This window comes from Pseudomonas syringae group sp. J254-4 (assembly GCF_032586855.1).
Taxonomy (GTDB): domain Bacteria; phylum Pseudomonadota; class Gammaproteobacteria; order Pseudomonadales; family Pseudomonadaceae; genus Aquipseudomonas; species Aquipseudomonas amygdali.
This window is the reverse complement of sequence record NZ_JAWHOO010000003.1, coordinates 260476-276663: the sequence shown is the minus strand read 5'-3', so window position 1 is coordinate 276663 and position 16188 is coordinate 260476. Positions and strand designations below refer to the sequence as shown.

15 protein-coding genes and 1 pseudogene are annotated in these 16188 nt (G+C 58.6%); 6 read left to right on the top strand and 10 right to left on the bottom strand.

The window, feature by feature from the left end; all coding sequences use genetic code 11:
* Positions 1-20 precede the first annotated feature (20 nt).
* Positions 21-437 (top strand): ester cyclase, encoded by a 417-nt coding sequence (locus RYB09_RS06315; protein WP_316887657.1) that lies wholly within the window; start codon positions 21-23, stop codon positions 435-437.
* Positions 438-564: 127 nt separating this feature from the next.
* Complete coding sequence (locus RYB09_RS06310; protein WP_316887656.1) at positions 565-1191, top strand: glutathione S-transferase; 627 nt, start codon at positions 565-567, stop codon at positions 1189-1191.
* A gap of 415 nt (positions 1192-1606) precedes the next feature.
* On the opposite strand, the gene RYB09_RS06305 is transcribed toward RYB09_RS06310, so the two are convergent.
* The 8 genes from RYB09_RS06305 to RYB09_RS06270 form a co-directional block, all read right to left on the bottom strand.
* Positions 1607-1768 (bottom strand): DUF2986 domain-containing protein, encoded by a 162-nt coding sequence (locus tag RYB09_RS06305; RefSeq protein WP_069707265.1) that lies wholly within the window; start codon positions 1766-1768, stop codon positions 1607-1609.
* Between the two features lie 62 nt (positions 1769-1830).
* Positions 1831-3576 carry an OPT family oligopeptide transporter gene (locus tag RYB09_RS06300; protein WP_316887655.1) on the bottom strand — a complete coding sequence of 582 codons (1746 nt, stop codon included), beginning with the start codon at positions 3574-3576 and terminating at the stop codon, positions 1831-1833.
* Between the two features lie 123 nt (positions 3577-3699).
* Entirely contained in the window at positions 3700-3987 is a 288-nt protein-coding gene (locus tag RYB09_RS06295; protein ID WP_058399565.1) for a YceK/YidQ family lipoprotein, read from the bottom strand.
* Positions 3988-4028: 41 nt separating this feature from the next.
* The gene (locus tag RYB09_RS06290; RefSeq protein ID WP_122280237.1) at positions 4029-4982 is read right to left on the bottom strand and encodes an alpha/beta hydrolase; all 954 of its coding nucleotides are present in this window, start codon (positions 4980-4982) and stop codon (positions 4029-4031) included.
* Between the two features lie 58 nt (positions 4983-5040).
* A complete protein-coding gene (locus tag RYB09_RS06285) occupies positions 5041-6060 on the bottom strand; it encodes a transketolase family protein (protein WP_005735175.1) in 1020 nt (339 codons plus the stop codon).
* Entirely contained in the window at positions 6057-6905 is an 849-nt protein-coding gene (locus RYB09_RS06280) for a transketolase (protein ID WP_316887654.1), read from the bottom strand. Before RYB09_RS06280 ends, RYB09_RS06285 begins: the two co-directional genes overlap by 4 nt.
* Before the next feature lie 18 nt (positions 6906-6923).
* Positions 6924-8225 (bottom strand): MFS transporter, encoded by a 1302-nt coding sequence (locus RYB09_RS06275; RefSeq protein WP_230017744.1) that lies wholly within the window; start codon positions 8223-8225, stop codon positions 6924-6926.
* A 100-nt stretch (positions 8226-8325) separates the two neighbouring features.
* A complete protein-coding gene (locus tag RYB09_RS06270) occupies positions 8326-9075 on the bottom strand; it encodes an SDR family NAD(P)-dependent oxidoreductase (RefSeq protein WP_058399568.1) in 750 nt (249 codons plus the stop codon).
* A gap of 188 nt (positions 9076-9263) precedes the next feature.
* On the opposite strand from RYB09_RS06270, the gene RYB09_RS06265 reads away from it, so the two are divergent.
* Positions 9264-10181: a LysR substrate-binding domain-containing protein gene (locus RYB09_RS06265; RefSeq protein WP_005735171.1), complete on the top strand. Its 918-nt coding sequence runs from the start codon at positions 9264-9266 to the stop codon at positions 10179-10181.
* 107 nt (positions 10182-10288) lie between these two features.
* Positions 10289-10528: pseudogene (locus RYB09_RS06260) on the top strand (SDR family NAD(P)-dependent oxidoreductase); the annotation flags it as partial.
* A gap of 209 nt (positions 10529-10737) precedes the next feature.
* Here RYB09_RS06260 and surE read toward each other — a convergent pair.
* Positions 10738-11514 carry a 5'/3'-nucleotidase SurE gene (gene surE, locus RYB09_RS06255; protein ID WP_316887672.1) on the bottom strand — a complete coding sequence of 259 codons (777 nt, stop codon included), beginning with the start codon at positions 11512-11514 and terminating at the stop codon, positions 10738-10740.
* Positions 11515-11611: 97 nt separating this feature from the next.
* Here surE and RYB09_RS06250 point away from each other — a divergent pair, with 97 nt between their 5' ends.
* Positions 11612-12040, top strand: a complete 429-nt coding sequence (locus RYB09_RS06250; RefSeq protein WP_005735168.1) for a MarR family winged helix-turn-helix transcriptional regulator — start codon at positions 11612-11614, stop codon at positions 12038-12040.
* A gap of 268 nt (positions 12041-12308) precedes the next feature.
* Positions 12309-14921 carry an ATP-binding protein gene (locus tag RYB09_RS06245; RefSeq protein WP_316887653.1) on the top strand — a complete coding sequence of 871 codons (2613 nt, stop codon included), beginning with the start codon at positions 12309-12311 and terminating at the stop codon, positions 14919-14921.
* A 148-nt stretch (positions 14922-15069) separates the two neighbouring features.
* On the opposite strand, the gene RYB09_RS06240 is transcribed toward RYB09_RS06245, so the two are convergent.
* Positions 15070-16014 (bottom strand): bestrophin family protein, encoded by a 945-nt coding sequence (locus tag RYB09_RS06240; RefSeq protein ID WP_058399572.1) that lies wholly within the window; start codon positions 16012-16014, stop codon positions 15070-15072.
* Positions 16015-16188 lie beyond the last annotated feature (174 nt).

Sequence of the window (16188 nt, the reverse complement as noted above, 5' to 3'; positions counted from 1 at the left end):
TTTGAACAGGAGGGCACGCCATGAATCTGACCGAGCGATATCGAGCTTATATTGCCTGTCTCAACGAACGCCGCTGGCAGGATCTGGGCGATTTCGTCGACGACGACGTGCAATACAACGGCGAGCGGATCAGCGTGGCCGGCTACCGGACGATGCTGGAAAACGACGTCAGCATTATTCCTGACCTGCGTTTCAACATCGACCTGCTGGTGGTTGAGGCGTCACAGGTGGCTGCCCGCCTGATATTCAACTGCTCGCCGCAGGGTCGATTTCTGGGGCTGGACGCGCATGGCCAGCGCATTACCTTTTCTGAAAACGTGTTTTACACATTCAGCGCCGGCAAAATTGTCAGCGTCTGGTCGGTCATTGATAAAGCCGCAGTGGAGCGAGAACTTCGTGGTGAGCCAGCGGCCGCCTCCAGTGACAGAAACGCCTGAGATTTTCATCGGTGTGCAGCTCATCAACGCAGCTTTTCCGGCACGCTCGTCGAAGTAACAGCATTTCAGGGCACTCCCCGGTGGCAGCGCAGTCTTTTCTAGACACTATCACCCGGCGGAGCCCGACATGATCACTGTCCACCACCTGAACAACTCACGCTCGCAGCGTATTCTGTGGCTGCTTGAAGAGCTCGACCTGCCCTACGAGATCAAGAGTTATCAGCGCGACCCGAAAAGCAACCTTGCACCGCCTGAACTCAAGGCTGTGCACCCGCTGGGCAAATCACCGGTTATTCAAGACGGCCCGCATGTCGTCATCGAGTCCGGTGCCATTGTCGACTACCTGATTCGCCGTCATGGCGATGGCCGACTGCAACCGGACCCTGCCAGCGCTACCTACGATGAGTACGTGCAATGGCTGCACTTCGCGGAAGGCTCGGCCATTCTCCCGCTGATGCTCAACCTGTATGTCGGACGTCTGGGGGATGCGGGTGCGCCGCTGCATCCGCGTATCCAGTCGGAGCTTGCCAATTATCTGGGTTATCTGAACGACTCTCTGGGGTTGACGCCTTATCTATTGGGAGAAGAACTGAGTGGCGCGGATATTCAGATGAGCTTCATTGGCGAACTCGCCAAGGCTCAGGGAATGCTGCAGCCGTACCCGAACGTGACGGCGTGGGTTGAAAGACTGCAGAGCAGGCCTGCGTACCGCAAGGCTTTGGAGCAGGGCGGGGAATATTCTTTCGCCAAGTAACCGCCATGCCTGAGGCGCTTGCGCCGCGGTTCCGCACGCTCCGCCTGGGACGCTCTGCGTCGCCAAGAGGACGCAGAGCGTCCGGAAAGGCATACGACGCAGAGCGCCGCACGATAGTTGCGATGATCGCTCCAGCATTGGGCTTTACGACTCGGAGTGTCGCACGATGGTTGCGATTATCGTTCCGCACGCTCCAGCGTGGAAATGCAGTTCTCGACGCTCTGCGTCGCCAAGAGGACGCAGAGCGTCCGGAAAGGCATGCGACGCGGAGCGCCGCACGATAATTGCGATGATCGCTCCAGCATTGGGCTTTACGACGCGGAGCGCCGCACGACAGTTGAGATTATCGTTCCGCACTCCAGCGTGGGAATGCAGTTCTCGACGCTCTGCGTCGTCAAGGCGCGCATGTGGCGGGTCAGCCTTCGGACGGGCTGGTCGAGTCCTGATCCGCTTCGGCCGCCAGCTTCAAGCGGTCGGCCTTGCTGATGTATTTGGCCTTGCTCTGCGGGGCCAGTTTGGCGCTGGCCTTTTTGGCGTGGGCTTTCAGCAACTGCTGGATTTTCTTGCGACGATTCATGTTTTTCAACTCGCTTGCACAGGCGCGAATCATAGCAGTTGCCTGTCGCACCATGCATGCGACTACCCGCCGTTCTGAACCATCTGCCACAACGACGCACCGACACCGGTAATGCTCTCTCCGGCAATCAAGCCTGCCGCCGCGGTAATGGCGAAGCGTTCTGTAACGGACGGCCAGCGACAGTTCACCAGCCAGGTGAGCACTGCGCCAAGGGCCATCATCAGAGATACCGAGGCCGGCAGGACAAAGGCCAGGCCCAGTGCTGCGGCGCTGGGCAAGTACCGGGCGCGATGAGCAGACAGCGTGCTGTCGAGGATGCCCAGCAACAACCCGACCAGCCCGCCGATGAAAATCGCCCAGCGGATGCTCGCTGACAGCGAATCCAGGCCGTGGGTCAGCGTTTGTGCGACGGCTTTCCAGGTGGCTACTGCCGGGGCGGGCCATTCTTCGGTGAGCAGCATCGATTGCGGGTCCGGGATCAGCGCCATATAAGCCAGGACCCCGACGATACTGCCGACGAAAATCCCCAGTGTCTGGGCGATCAGCTGTTTACGCGGCGTGGCGCCAATCGCCCGGCCGACCTTGAAGTCGTTCATCAGGTCCGTGCATTGCCCGGCAGAACCTCCGGCCGTGTTGGCGCTCATCAGGTTGATCGGCACCTGCCCGGGCGCAACGATGCCGAAGCTCAGTTGCGATAACTGCCCGATTGCCCCGATAGGGGGAATGCCGGTGGCACCGACTACTCGAGCCGCCACGGCTGCGAGACAGATTGCCAGGGGAATGGTCAGCAATGCCATCCACAGATTGATACCGAATAACAGCGCCTGCAGGCTGACCACCAGCAAAATCGCCAGCGCAAAACCGACGGCAGGCCCGGCCTTGGGCACTGACCAGGTCGTCCCGCCACTGGCTCTGGTGGATTTGTGCAATGCCCACAAACGGATCGCCAGTGAAGCCAGGGTCGAGCAGACCATCAGGCTCACACCCGGCCATAGCAACCATTCCACCAGTGCTGCGAACTGCGGGCCGCTGCTGTCGGCCGGTAATGTCACCAGACCCTGGTTCAGTAGCCACGGCCCCACACCGCCCCAGGCCAGCAGAGCACCGAGCAGCAGGGTCATGCCGACGCGAATGCCGATAATTGCGCCGAACCCAACCAACAGCAGCGAAGGGTCGGCGGTAAAGGTCAGACGCTCCAGGTGAGCGCTCGGCGACCAGCGCAGGAACGCCCATATGAATGTGTCGACCCACTTGGCCAGCGCAGACAGCAACGCGGTGCTGAGCAGCACCTTCAAGCGTATTGCGGCTTCGCGCCCATGGTTGTAGATGTGTAGCAGGGTTTCCAGAGTGGCCATGCCTTCGGGAAACTTCAGCGATTTGTCGTTGAGCAGTGATGGCCGCAAGTACCAGGCAATCCAGATCCCCAGAAAACTCACCGAGAACACCCAGGCGATCATCGGGACGGCATCCAGTTGCTGACCGGTCAGCAAGGTATAAGCCGGAATCGGCGCGACCAACCCACCGGAAATGATCGACGCAGCTGCCGACGCCACGGTCTGATTGATGTTGCTCTCATGCAGCGTCCACGGCAGATGCTCGGATGAACGCTTTGAAAGCCCTTGCCATATCGCATAGCCGATCAACAAGGCGATGATCGACATATTGAACGACCAGCCAATCTTCAACCCGGCGTAGACATTGGAAGGCGTCAACAGGATACCGAGCACGACCCCGGTAATGACCGCGCGCAGACTAAGCTCGCGCTCGACAGGACTGACAAGAGGCATCGATGGCGAGGTTGAAAGCATGCGAGTTCCTTTCGGCAATGAGACAAGGCAACCTATAAAGTGAGCGTCATAGTGGCCGAAGGTTCAGATGACGGGCTTCCAGCCCCTCGTCACTGTGTAGAATCCTGACTCTGCGGGATCCTCTCAACCAAGCACATTCAGCCCATCATTGAAATGGCACTCGCGATCATCACCGCCAAGGTTTTCTGGCAGGAAAGCGGTGAGGTCGTAGGGCAAAAACAGCGTATCCAGCGCCAAAGAGAACGGCACGTCTATCAGCCAGGGCCAGGTTGATGTCACGTCTTTGGTACCCCATGCCCAGCCGTGTCGTGTTCCGGGATAGACGCAACGTTCACCATCAAGGTGATACATCAGGCTCCAGCAGCCGCTCAGTGAGATGGCTGCAGCCAGTAACAGGCATTGCTTGAACATACATTCCCTTGTTTCAGAGTTGATGCAACGTGTGCGTCATTCTAGTCGCATAACCCTGCGGCGATCATCCTGCGCACGGCCCGGGCAATATCTTGCGTAGCCTGCGCTGTCTGCTCGCCTGGCAACTGATCGAACATATGCGGCACGCCCGGGTAGACATGCAATTCCACCGGCACCCCCGAGCGCGACAGGGTCAGTGCGAATGCCAGGTCCTCTTCAAGAAACAGATCGAGTGCGCCAACGCAGATGAAGGTGGGCGGCAGATCGCTCAGGTCGGTGGCCAGTGCGGGGGAGAACAGTGCTTTGTGCTCATCGTCCAGTGCGTAGGCACCGCGCAGGCATTCCCAGCAAAAATGATTGGCCTGACGCGACCAGCTGAAAGTGCCGGTAGTCGGGTTGGCTGGCAGCGCGTCAGGCGCGCCAGTGCGGTGATCGAGCATGGGGTAGATCAGCACCAGACCGGCGAGTGTCCGCAGCCCTTTGTTTCTTGCCAGCAGAGCGAGCGCGGCAGCAAGCCCGCCGCCTGCGCTGTGGCCCATGATCACCAGGTTGCGGGTGTCCATGCCTTGCGTCAGCCCATTGCTGAATATCCACTCCAGCGCTGCGTAACAGTCCTCCAGCGGGATCGGGAATGGATGCTCGGGTGCAAGCCGGTAGTCGACGGCAATGACTATTGCCTGGAGCTCGACGGCCAGCGTTGCGAGGTAGTCATCGGCCATCTCCGGGCTGCCCAGTACAAAGCCGCCCCCGTGGATATACAGGATGACGGGGAGTTTGGGGTGTTCGAGCGGCGGGCCGGGCCGGTAAAGGCATAACCTGATGCCGACGTCCGAAACGCCTGTGGTCCAGTGCTGCTCGCTACGGGCCGCAGTGGCTGCCGTCCAGGCGGCACCGACGCGAGCCCTGATCCCGGGCAGGGTCTGATGTGTCCAGCTAACCGCAGGCTCATCCATGAACGAGTGATAGGCCGGGTCCAGCAATTCATTTGCGTTCAACGGTTGTCCCCGATGCGCAGGAGGTGCACAGGAAAGTGCCCCTGTGCACCTTCAGTGCCTACAGCCAGGCTTTGATCTGCGTGCAGACTGCCGGCGTGGAAATGCCATAACGATCATGCAGTGTAGGCAGCGCTCCAGCGTCGAGAAAAGCGTCCGGCAGGGCGATCTGCCTGAAGGTCGGTGTAACGCCATTGCGCAGCAATACCGTCGCCACTGCTTCGCCCAGCCCGCCGATAATCGAGTGGTTTTCGGCGGTCACCACCAGACGGCCTGGTTTTCTGGCTTCCGCCAGAATGGTCTGCTCGTCCAGCGGCTTGATGGTCGGCACGTGCAGCACCGCAACATCGACACCGTCGGCCTGGAGTGCCTTGGCCGCTTCCAGGGCTCGCATGGTCATCAGGCCGGTGGAGATGATCAGCACGTCGTTGCCGGTGCGCAGGGTCTTGGCTTTGCCAATCTCGAATGTGTAACCGTATTCATCCAGTACCAACGGCACGTTGCCGCGCAGCAATCGCATGTAAACCGGGCCTTGATGCGCTGCGATCGCCGGTACGGCCTGCTCGATTTCCAGCGCGTCGCAGGGGTCGACGATCATCAGGTTGGGCATGGCGCGAAAGATCGCCAGGTCATCGGTGGCCTGATGGCTGGGGCCGTAGCCAGTGGTCAGGCCCGGCAGGCCGCAGACGATTTTGACGTTGAGGTTGTCCTCGGCAATCGCCATGCAGATGAAGTCGTAAGCGCGACGCGAGGCGAACACCGCATAAGTGGTCGCAAACGGTACGAAGCCTTCCCGAGCCATGCCCGCAGCCGCGCTCATCAGCAATTGCTCGGCCATGCCCATTTGGTAGAAACGTTCAGGGTGCGCTTTGGCGAAGATGTGCAGGTCGGTGTATTTCGACAGGTCAGCCGACAGCCCGACGATATCCTGACGTTGCTCCGCGAGCGCCGCCAATGCATGGCCGAACGGAGCCGGGCGAGTGGCCTGACCCTCGGACGCGATAGACGCGATCATTGCCGAGGTGGTGAGTTTTTTCTTCGTGGCAACGGACGGAGACGGTGTGTGATTGGCAGAGCTCATACGATTTTCCCCTCGTCGAGGTTATTCAGTGCGACGTCCCATTCATGCTCATCCACGCGGATGAAGTGGGTCTTTTCACGTGTTTCCAGAAACGCCACGCCCTTGCCCATTTTCGTGTCGCAGATGATGACCCTGGGCTGAGCGCCGACGTGTTGGCGGGCCGCGTCGAAGGCTGCGACCAGTGCGTTCAAGTCGTTGCCGTCGACGCGCTGGGTAAACCAGCCAAACGCCTGCCAGCGATCCACGATGGGTTCGAAAGCCAGCACTTCACTGGAGTGGCCATCGGCCTGCTGGTTGTTCACATCGATGATCGCGATCAGGTTGTCCAGCTTCCAGTGTGAGGCCGACATGGCCGCTTCCCAGGTGGAGCCCTCGTTCAGCTCGCCGTCCGACAGCAGGTTGTAAACGAAAGATCTTGATGCCTTGCGCTTCAAGCCCAGGCAGGCACCTACCGCAATGCCCAGACCATGACCCAGCGAACCGCCGGTTATTTCCATTCCGGGGGTGTAAGTCGCCATCCCGGACATGGGCAGACGGCTGTCATCCGAGCCGTAGGTTTCCAGTTCATCGAGCGGGACGATTTCCGCCTCTATCAATGCCGCGTACAGCGCAATGGCGTAGTGGCCGATCGACAGATAAAAGCGGTCACGCTGTTCCCATTCAGGGTCTTCAGGCCGATAGTTCAGCGCGTGAAAATAGGATACGGCGAGCAGGTCCGCAGCGCCCAGCGCCTGTCCGACATAACCCTGGCCCTGAACCTGGCCCATACGTAATGCGTGTCGACGAATGTTATGAGCACGCTGCGCCAGCGAAGTGGAAGGCGCAGGTAAAGTAGTGGCTGTCATGGTGATTACTCCGTTGACTCAACGATTGACCGAGGCGGCAGGGATGCGCAGCACCAGATAGGCGCCGATGAACAGCACGCCGGTAATCAGGTACATGCCAATGGCGCTTGAGCCGGTCGTGGTGGTGATCCAGCCGATCAGGTAGGGCGAACAGAAGCCCGCGAGATTGGCGAAGCTGTTGATTCCGGCGATCCCGGCGGCCGCCGATACCCCGCCCAGCAGGGTGGTGGGCAGCATCCAGAACAGCGACGATGCCGAGAGAATGCCTGCTGCGGCGAGGCACAGGCTGAACACTGACAGCAGCAGATTGCCGCCGAACAGCGCTGCCAGGCTCAGCCCGAGTGCGCCTGCGATCATCGGCCCGACCAGGTGCCAGCGACGTTCTCGATGCTTGTCCCCGCTGCGCCCCATCAGCAGCATCACGACGATTGCGCACAGGTAGGGAAGGCTGGTCATCAGGCCGATATGCAGCGGATCGGAAACGCCTGCATTGCGAATCAGCGTCGGCAGCCAGAAGGTGATCGCGTACTGGCCCATCACCACGCAGAAGTAGATGCATGCCAGCAGCCACAGACGCTTGTCGCGAATGAAGGCGCCTACCGACGCGTGTACCACTTTCTGGCTGTTGTCCTCTTGCAGCTCCTTGTTGACCAATTCCTTTTCTTCAGCGGACAGCCATGTCGCCTGATGCACGCCATCCTTCAGATAGCTCAGTACCAGCAAGCCGACGATCACCGTCGGGATCGCTTCAAGGACGAACATCCATTGCCAGCCAGCCCAGCCATGAACGCCTGCGAAGCGGGTCATGATGTAGCCCGACAGCGGGCCGCCGATCATGCCGGACAGCGGGATGGCGATGAACCACAGCACGGTCATGCGCGCGCGGCGATAAGAGGGGAACCAGTACGTCAGGTACAGCAGCAGGCCCGGTGCCAGACCGGCTTCCGCCACGCCGAGCAGAAAGCGCAGGGTATAGAACTGCCAGGCGGTTTCGACAAAGGCGAAGAGGGCGGAAATGATGCCCCAGGAGATCATGATGCGGGCGATCCAGCGTCTGGCACCGACCCGGTGCAGGATCAGGTTGCTGGGTACTTCGCAGAGGAAATAGCCGATGAAAAACATGCCTGCACCGAGGCCGTAGACAGTCTCGCTGAAGGCCAGGTCGTTCATCATCTGCAGCTTGGCGAAGCCGACATTGACCCGATCGAGATAAGCGCACAGGTAGCACAGCATCAGGAACGGCATCAGTCGCCAGGCGGTCTTGCGGTAGGCATTGGCGCGCGTGGTCGACACCGCGTCGAGGGTCATGGTGGTTATCATGATGGTCTGATCTCTTGTTTTTATAGACCGCCAGGCAACCGCCTGGCGTATCGTCGATCCAGAACAAACACAGGCTGTTTGCCAGCCCGTCCACACGCGGTCAGTGAATCAGCATGCCGCCGTTCACATCCAGCGTGATACCGGTGAGATAGGACGACAGGTCGCTGGCCAGAAACAGCGCGGCATTGGCCACGTCCTGCGCTGCGCCCAGGCGGCCCAAGGGAATGCCGTCGATGATCGCGTGGCGTCGCTCATCCTGCATCAGACCGCCGGTGATATCGGTATGAATCAGGCCGGGGGCGATGGAATTGACACGCACCTGATCAGGCCCGAATTCACGTGCCATCGCCTTGCCCAGTCCCAGCACGCCGGCTTTCGCCGCGCTGTAGTGAGGGCCACCAAAAATGCCTCCGCCGCGCTGGGCGGAAACCGACGACATGCAGACGATACTGCCCGAGGATTGGGCGCGCATGGTCGGGATCACCGCTTGCGACATGAGCAGAGTGCCGCGCAGGCTGACGTCGAGCACCTTGTCGTAATCGCCAGGGCGGATGTCCAGGGTCTTGATGGGCTGTGTGATACCCGCGTTATTCACCAGAATGTCAATGCGACCGTAGTGCGCGATGATTTTGCTGACGGCTTCGTGAACCTGTTTTTCATCGGCGACGTTGGCCGCCAGACCCAGATGACCTTCACCCAGTGCGGCAGCGGCATCGCGTGCAGCGGACTCATCCAGATCGATAATGACCACGCGTGCGCCATGGCTGGCGAACGTGACCGCAGTTGCGCGACCAATACCGCGCTCCGACGCTGCGCCGGTGATGACTGCGATTTTGCCTTGAAGAAGCATAAGGGTTACCTCTGATTATTGTTGTTGGGTTCGATTCGGGTGATCGATGACTTCAGAGTGTTCCCGGTGCGGGTCCTGAGCAATGCCGCAAAAATCACTGGATGCTGAAAAAAATTCACCTCTCGTCAATCCGCTATACCAGTGGTTGAATGCATGAAACTCGAATAATCGGACACATCGGAGTGTTCATGCAGCCTGATGACGATGCACCTCTGAGCCTGCCACCGCTGAAAGCGCTTCAGGCCTTTGAACAGACTGCCCGCTTCGGCAATCTGGCCAGAGCAGCCGAGGTCCTGGACCTGACACCCTCGGCAGTCAGTCACCAACTGGCCAGACTGGAGGCTTTGATCGGACGGCAATTGTTCGTCCGGGCCGCGCGTGGTGTCACGCTCACGCCGGTCGGCGAGCAGTATCTGAAAGATGTCTCGGGGGTGTTGCACAGCCTTGCCGTCGCGACCGAACGTGCGGCAAGCGATGTCAGTCTCGATTGCTTGCGCCTGCATTCCGCGCCCAGTTTCGGGCTGCTCTGGCTGATGCCAAGGCTGGAGGCGTTTCGGGTAAGCCACCCGGATATCCAGATCAACCTGTCGTGCTCTTATGAGTCGCTGCATTTCAGCCGGGACAAGATCGATGTCGATATCCGTCATGGCAGACCAAACTGGCCGAGCTACGAAGTGCGCACCCTGCGTGACGAGAAATTCGCTGTGCTGGCGTCTCCGCAACTGCTGGCGCGTCGCCCGGTGCACAGCGCAGCGGACTTGCTCGACCGCGAATTGATTCTCTCCGAAGCCACGTTGCTCAAATGGCCTGAATGGTTTGCCCGGCATGGTCTGGCTCGCCCGGAAAAGCCTTATGCGCTGAGTTTCGACCGCTCGTACATGACGCTGGAAGCCGCCAGTCACGGCTTGGGTTTTGCGCTGGAAAGCACCTTGCTGGCGCAAAAGTATCTGGGCACTGGCGAACTGATCGAAGTTGCGCCTCAAGAATTGACTGCACCGGTTGCAGCGCATCATCTGGTCTTTCCCAAGGCCCATTCCGGCTTCCCCAGAGTCAGAAGATTTCTTGAATGGATGGAGCATGAGTTAGGGCAGGGGTTTGTGTTTTGAGCCGCCCCGCTTATGGTTAGCCTCTTTGCCAGGTGTGAGCGTGGCATAGGGCATGGGCTCATTCTCATGATGTCTGAATACGCCTCACCATGGAGATGTCATCATTTATGGAAAATAAACTGGTTTCCAGAACAGCGGTCGTTACCGGCGCGGCTCAAGGCATCGGTGCCGCCATTGCAAAACTCTTTGTGCAACAAGGCTGCTTCGTTTACGTCACGGATATTAACGACGACCTTGGTAATGCGGTTGCAAGCTCATTGGGTAGTCGCGCCTGTTTTCTGCGTCTGGATGTGCGGCGTGAAGAGGATTGGCAACGACTGGCCGCGCAGATTTCAAATCAAGGCCAAGGACATTCAGATCACGCCTGCCAAAGACGGTTTTGGCCGAAAGCTGGAGGTCGCGAAAAGCCGTAATCGGCCGGAAACAGATGCTTACTCAGAGGCTGCTTCCGGCTTGCTGTTCAAGCGGTCGAGACGGCAGATGGTTATTCTCTAACCGTGCCCCCACTATGCTCGCAAGAAGTAGAAACCTGGCCGTGCTAATCCACGAGCAAGTCTCAATTCTGTGGCCCCGGCAATACTAATGCCTTGTCACAGGTACGCTCAAATTGCAGGGGGGTTACGGTAATATGCCCAGCAAGAAGCTCGGCCGTTTCAGTACCTGCTGTATCAGCTTGTGTGTGCCTGTCCAGGCTCAACCAGTGATATTGAAGGCCGCGAGGATCATTCTCTGTGCGTACGGATACACCGCTCAAACGTCCAGATCCTTGGCGTGTCAGTTTCAATGGAAGCACGGCGGCCAAGGGGCAGCAGGGGAAATTGATGTTCAAGCAAACGTCTTTCGGCCAGTCCATACCCATGAGCTGGGCGATGACTTGTGGCGCATGATTGAGCGCGTTTTCCCAAGGTACAGCACTCCTGTCGATAAACGACTGGCTCAACGCGATAGATGGAACCCCATACAGCAACCCCGTCATGGCGGCCCCAACCGTGCCCGAGAAAACTGTTTCGACTCCCAAATTCGCGCCTCTATTTATTCCTGACAAAATCAGATCAGGCCTGTCGTGATTGAGCAGGTGCCCTAACGCCATTGCCACACAATCCCCCGGTGTCCCGGTGACTGCAAAGCGTCTGGGGCCATGAAAGCTCATCCGCAATGGAGTGTGAAGACTCAGCGAGTGAGAAGTGCCGCTTTGATCCAGCAACGGAGCTACAACCCAAACCTCCCGTGCTATTTGAGACGCAATGCGTTCCAAAACCTTAAGCCCCGGAGCATCAATACCGTCATCATTGGTGAGAAGAATCCGCTCGAATCTCGGGTGGTCATTAGGCATCTTAATTCCCGTCATGATTTTCCGGCCGAATCTGAGAATACTGCCGTAGGCTGTTTTAGCTATAATTACATAGCTATTTTATTATAGGTATACCTTGATGGATATTTCGTTGTTTCGTGAACAGGTGACTCGACTAAGCAAACGTCTGCGTCAGGAAGCACAAAATCACCCTGAAACCTGGTCGCAAATGTTGGTCTTGAGTGCAATTGACCAAATGGACGGGACGGCGACGCCTTCGAAAATTGCAGAGGCCGAAAACATGCGGTCGTCGAACGTGGCCTCTCTGCTGCGCGACCTGCAAGCTCGTGAGCTGATTACGCGCACTCACGACACCAGTGATCTACGCCGCACATGGATAGGGTTGTCCGAAAAAGGCAGGCTGGTATTACAGACAAGCCGAGATCGACGCGATGAATGGCTGGGCAACGCGGTGGAAGCGTACCTTTCGGATAAAGAACTCAAACAACTGGAAGTTGCTGGAGCGCTGATGGAGAAGCTGGCCGGTTATAAGAAATTAAGCGATTAGCAAAAATAAGCCCCGACAGCAGGCAGCTATGGGTCGAGATTCGCCTCTCGCGCCAGCCGACTCTCGACCCGAATACGCTGCTCACGAAAAACAGAAATCGGCCAAGTGTTGCCGGTCGTAAACCATCGCTATGGTGATGCTTGACAAGATTTTCTGAGAGACTGAAATTCGACAAATACGAAAAGAGAGTCGCGCTTCAGTATCTCTTTTCCTCCTTCAATTTGAACCATGCCGCGGAACAGTATTCTGCGACCGTTGGGAGACCCGTTTGCTTAATGTTCCCAAGGATCTGATTGGTGATGACCGCCTGTCGCATGTGCTGAGTGCCAGCGAGAGGCTGACCAGTGCGGCCTCGGTTGAGGAGGTCGTCGCTGTATTGAGGGACACGGCGCGCGCTGCGGTAGGCGCGGAGGGCATTGCGGTCGTCATTGAAAATGAAGGCCGCTGTTCTTATGTAGCCGAAGATGCGGTTTCTCCCCTTTGGCAAGGACAGAGCTTCCCGATTAGCCATTGTGTATCTGGTTGGACGATGCGCCATGGTGAGACGGTTGCGATCAGTGATGTTTGGCTCGATCCACGCATCTCGCAGGACGCTTACGCGCCGACCTTTGTCCGAAGCCTCGTGATGGTGCCCGTCGGTAGACCTGTTCCGTTCTCGGCGCTTGGCGCTTACTGGTCCGATGTTCGCGATCATGATCCCGATACGATCAAACTGTTGGAAAGTCTAGCGCGACTGGCAACCATCGCAATCGAGAATGCGCGCCTGACCCAGGCACGCAATCGCGGGGCGGCACTAAGGGCCACTCAGAATCGAATCCTTGAACTGGCTGTAGACGTGACAACCCTGAACGTTACTCTGGACGCAATCGTCCGCGAAGTGGAAGCGCTGTCAACGTCGGGATTCGTGGGGAGCATCGTGCTCCTGGATGAGGACATGGATCACGTGGAGCATTGTGCCGGCCCGAGTCTGCCTGACGCTCTCAAAGCTATTGCTGTCGCCCCGTTCCTGGGCTACCAGAGCGCATTAATGGCAGTGGCCGACATCATGATCGACCCACGCTGGAGCGAGTTCCGCGATCTGGCCGTCGGACATGGGCTGTTCGTCTGCTGGTCAGTCCCTATCCGTTCGGCGCAGGGCGCACTGCTCGGTGCTTTCGTCCTGTACCACCGTGAGCTGCGTGAGCCGTTGCCAGAGGATGTTGAGATCATCGACTTCGTGGCTCATACGGTCGGACTGATTGTTCACCGTGCACGAACGGATTCCGCGATCCGTATCAGCGAGTCGAGGTTGCGCCTGGCCGTTGACCACGCCGATGTGGGTTTTTGGGACGTGGATTTGGTGCATGACACGCTGGTTTGGCCTTTACAAACCAAGGCGATGTTCGGCATCTCGGCTAACGTGACGGTCACGTTGCAAGATTTCTATGATGGTTTGCACCCCGAGGATCGTGATGCGACGATCGACGCCTTCCTGGCGGCCGCAGACCCAGAGCGTCGCGCGCTCTACGAGGTCGACTATCGCACGATTGGCCGAGAGGACGGCGTCGTTCGCTGGATCACGGCCAAGGGGCGCGGGGTGTTCAATGCAGCCGGTGTCTGTTTGCGCGTCACCGGCACCGCAATCGAAATCACTGCTCGCAAGGCTGCCGAGGAGGAGCTGAGAGAGCTTAACGACACCCTTGAAAGGCGAATTGTCCAGGCCATCGCCGAGCGCGAGGAGGTCCAGCAGACGCTGCGCCAGAGCCAGAAGATGGAAGCGATGGGGCAGCTTACCGGCGGCGTTGCGCATGACTTCAATAACCTGCTCACGCCCATTGTGGGCACGCTCGATCTGCTCCTGCGACGTGGCGTGGGTGGCGATCGAGAGCAACGTCTCATCTCGGGCGCGATGCAGTCGGCGGAGCGTGCCAAGACGCTGGTACAGAGACTGCTTGCCTTCGCGCGCCGTCAGCCGTTGCAGACGGTTCCGGTCGATGTGGCCAAATTGCTGAGCGATATGGGTGATCTGGTGGCCAGAACGGCCGGGCCGAAAATCAAGGTGGTCGTCGATGCTCCAGAGAATCTGCCTGCTGCCATTGCCGATCAAAACCAGCTGGAGATGGCTGTTCTCAATCTCTCCGTGAACGCGCGTGACGCGATGACCGCAGGCGGCACCCTGTGCATATCTGCCGGCACGGTGCTGGTGGGCGATGGGCATCGTTCGAAGCTGCCGAAAGGTGAATACCTCTGTTTAACTGTCGCAGACACGGGCACTGGCATGGACGCTGCCACGCTTGGCCGAGCGGTGGAGCCATTCTTCTCCACAAAGGGTGTCGGCAAAGGGACTGGTCTGGGTCTTTCGATGGTGCATGGGCTGGCATCACAATTGAACGGTGCTCTCACGATTCAGAGTTCGCCAGGTTCCGGGACGAAAGTGGAGCTGTGGTTGCCGCGCAGCATGACCGTGCCAGCAGCGGCTTTGCACATTGTCGAGGCGTCAGAGCCGCAATTGACGCGCGGGATCGCGCTGCTGGTCGACGATGAGGAACTGGTACGGGCAAGCACCTGTTACATGCTGGCCGAGCTGGGTTACCGCGTGATCGAGGCCGGGTCAGGTGAAGAGGCCATGCAACTGATAGCCAACGGGCAGGCATTTGATCTGCTGATCACGGACCACCTCATGCCGGGTATCAACGGGACCGATCTGGCCCGAGTGGTCCGCTCCTCAAGGCCTGGAACCGCGATCCTGCTGGTCTCCGGGTATGCCGAACGTGAGGGCCTGGATCCGGATCTTCCGCGGCTCACAAAGCCGTTTCGCAAAAGCGAACTTGCAGCATGCCTTGCCCCGCTTCACGGCAAGGGCGGCGGCCCCGCGCCAGAAGCTTATGGCTTGGCACCCTGACCTTCGCCAGAGTATGGGGTGAAGGCCATCGTTCCTGTCAGCTTGGATTTGGCAGTCAATGATGCGCCGTTCATCACAGGCTATGCCTCCAAACCTCCTTCGCCTGTGAAAATTTTTATGGTTGGCCGCTAGCGCTTATATCAGCTCTTCAAACGGCCAGCCGATGCGCCTGCCAAGCACCACCGTCCTCGCCTTGCGAGCCTGTCGACAGCAGCTGCTTTTCCGGCGCACTAAACATCGAGTGCAGGTTCTTTTCGATGGTGTTGCACAAGTCTTCCATGCGAATCCGGTGCTGACTGCTGCCGAAGGGCGCTTGCAGGTCGGTGCCGATACGGTCCATTGCCAGCAGCATGCAGCCGACCACCGTGGATATCGCCGGGGTGAACCAGCCCAGGGTGGTCACCATGCTCAGTGGCATGATGACGCAGAACAGGGTGCTGAACAGCCTCGGAAAATAGATGTACGGGTAGGGCAAGGGTGTGTTGGCGATGCGTTCCATGCCGCCTTGGCAGTTGGACAGTTCGACCATGGTCGACTCCAGTCTCGCCAGACGAATGCTGTCGATGCGTCCCGCTGCAAACTCTTCGGAGATGATGGCTGCCGAGCCGTTCAGAATGTCATTGGGAAAGTTATTGCTGTCAGAGGCTCGACGAATTTCGGCGTTCGACAACAGACCGTCGAGCCTTGCGGTGCCGACATCGCCTTTGAGATGGGCCCGCAGTGCCCGCAGGTAGGCCACGTGGCGATGAAACAGCACTTCTTTCACCGGGTTGTTGCGATCATCGGTATTACCCTCAATCAGGGTAATCACCTGGCGGCCATAGCTGCGTGAGCTATTAACCATCGCGCCCCATAACGTGCGCGCTTCCCACCAGCGGTTATAGGCACTTGTGTTGCGAAAGCTGATCAGCACGATCAATGCCGAGCAAAGCAGCGTGAGAGGCATCAGCGGGAAATCGATGCCCTTGCCTTCGATCAGCATGACATCCATGGTCACGGCCAGGTCCCAGAGCAGAAGCCAGAACAGCGACCAACCAACGTAGGTGACCGTTCTACTGATGCACCGCCATTTTTTTTCGAAAAGACCCGTCATTACGGCACTCCCTTGCTGGGTTGGAAGAAGGCTGTACATGTTCAGTGAACACGTTATGCCGCGAACTTACGCCGCTCGCCTTAAAGCCCGCTTAATTTCCAGGTGCGTAATTTTCAACACGGTTTGCTGTGCTGTTTCGGCTGGTGCCTTTGAATTCGGCATGCACAGCTCATG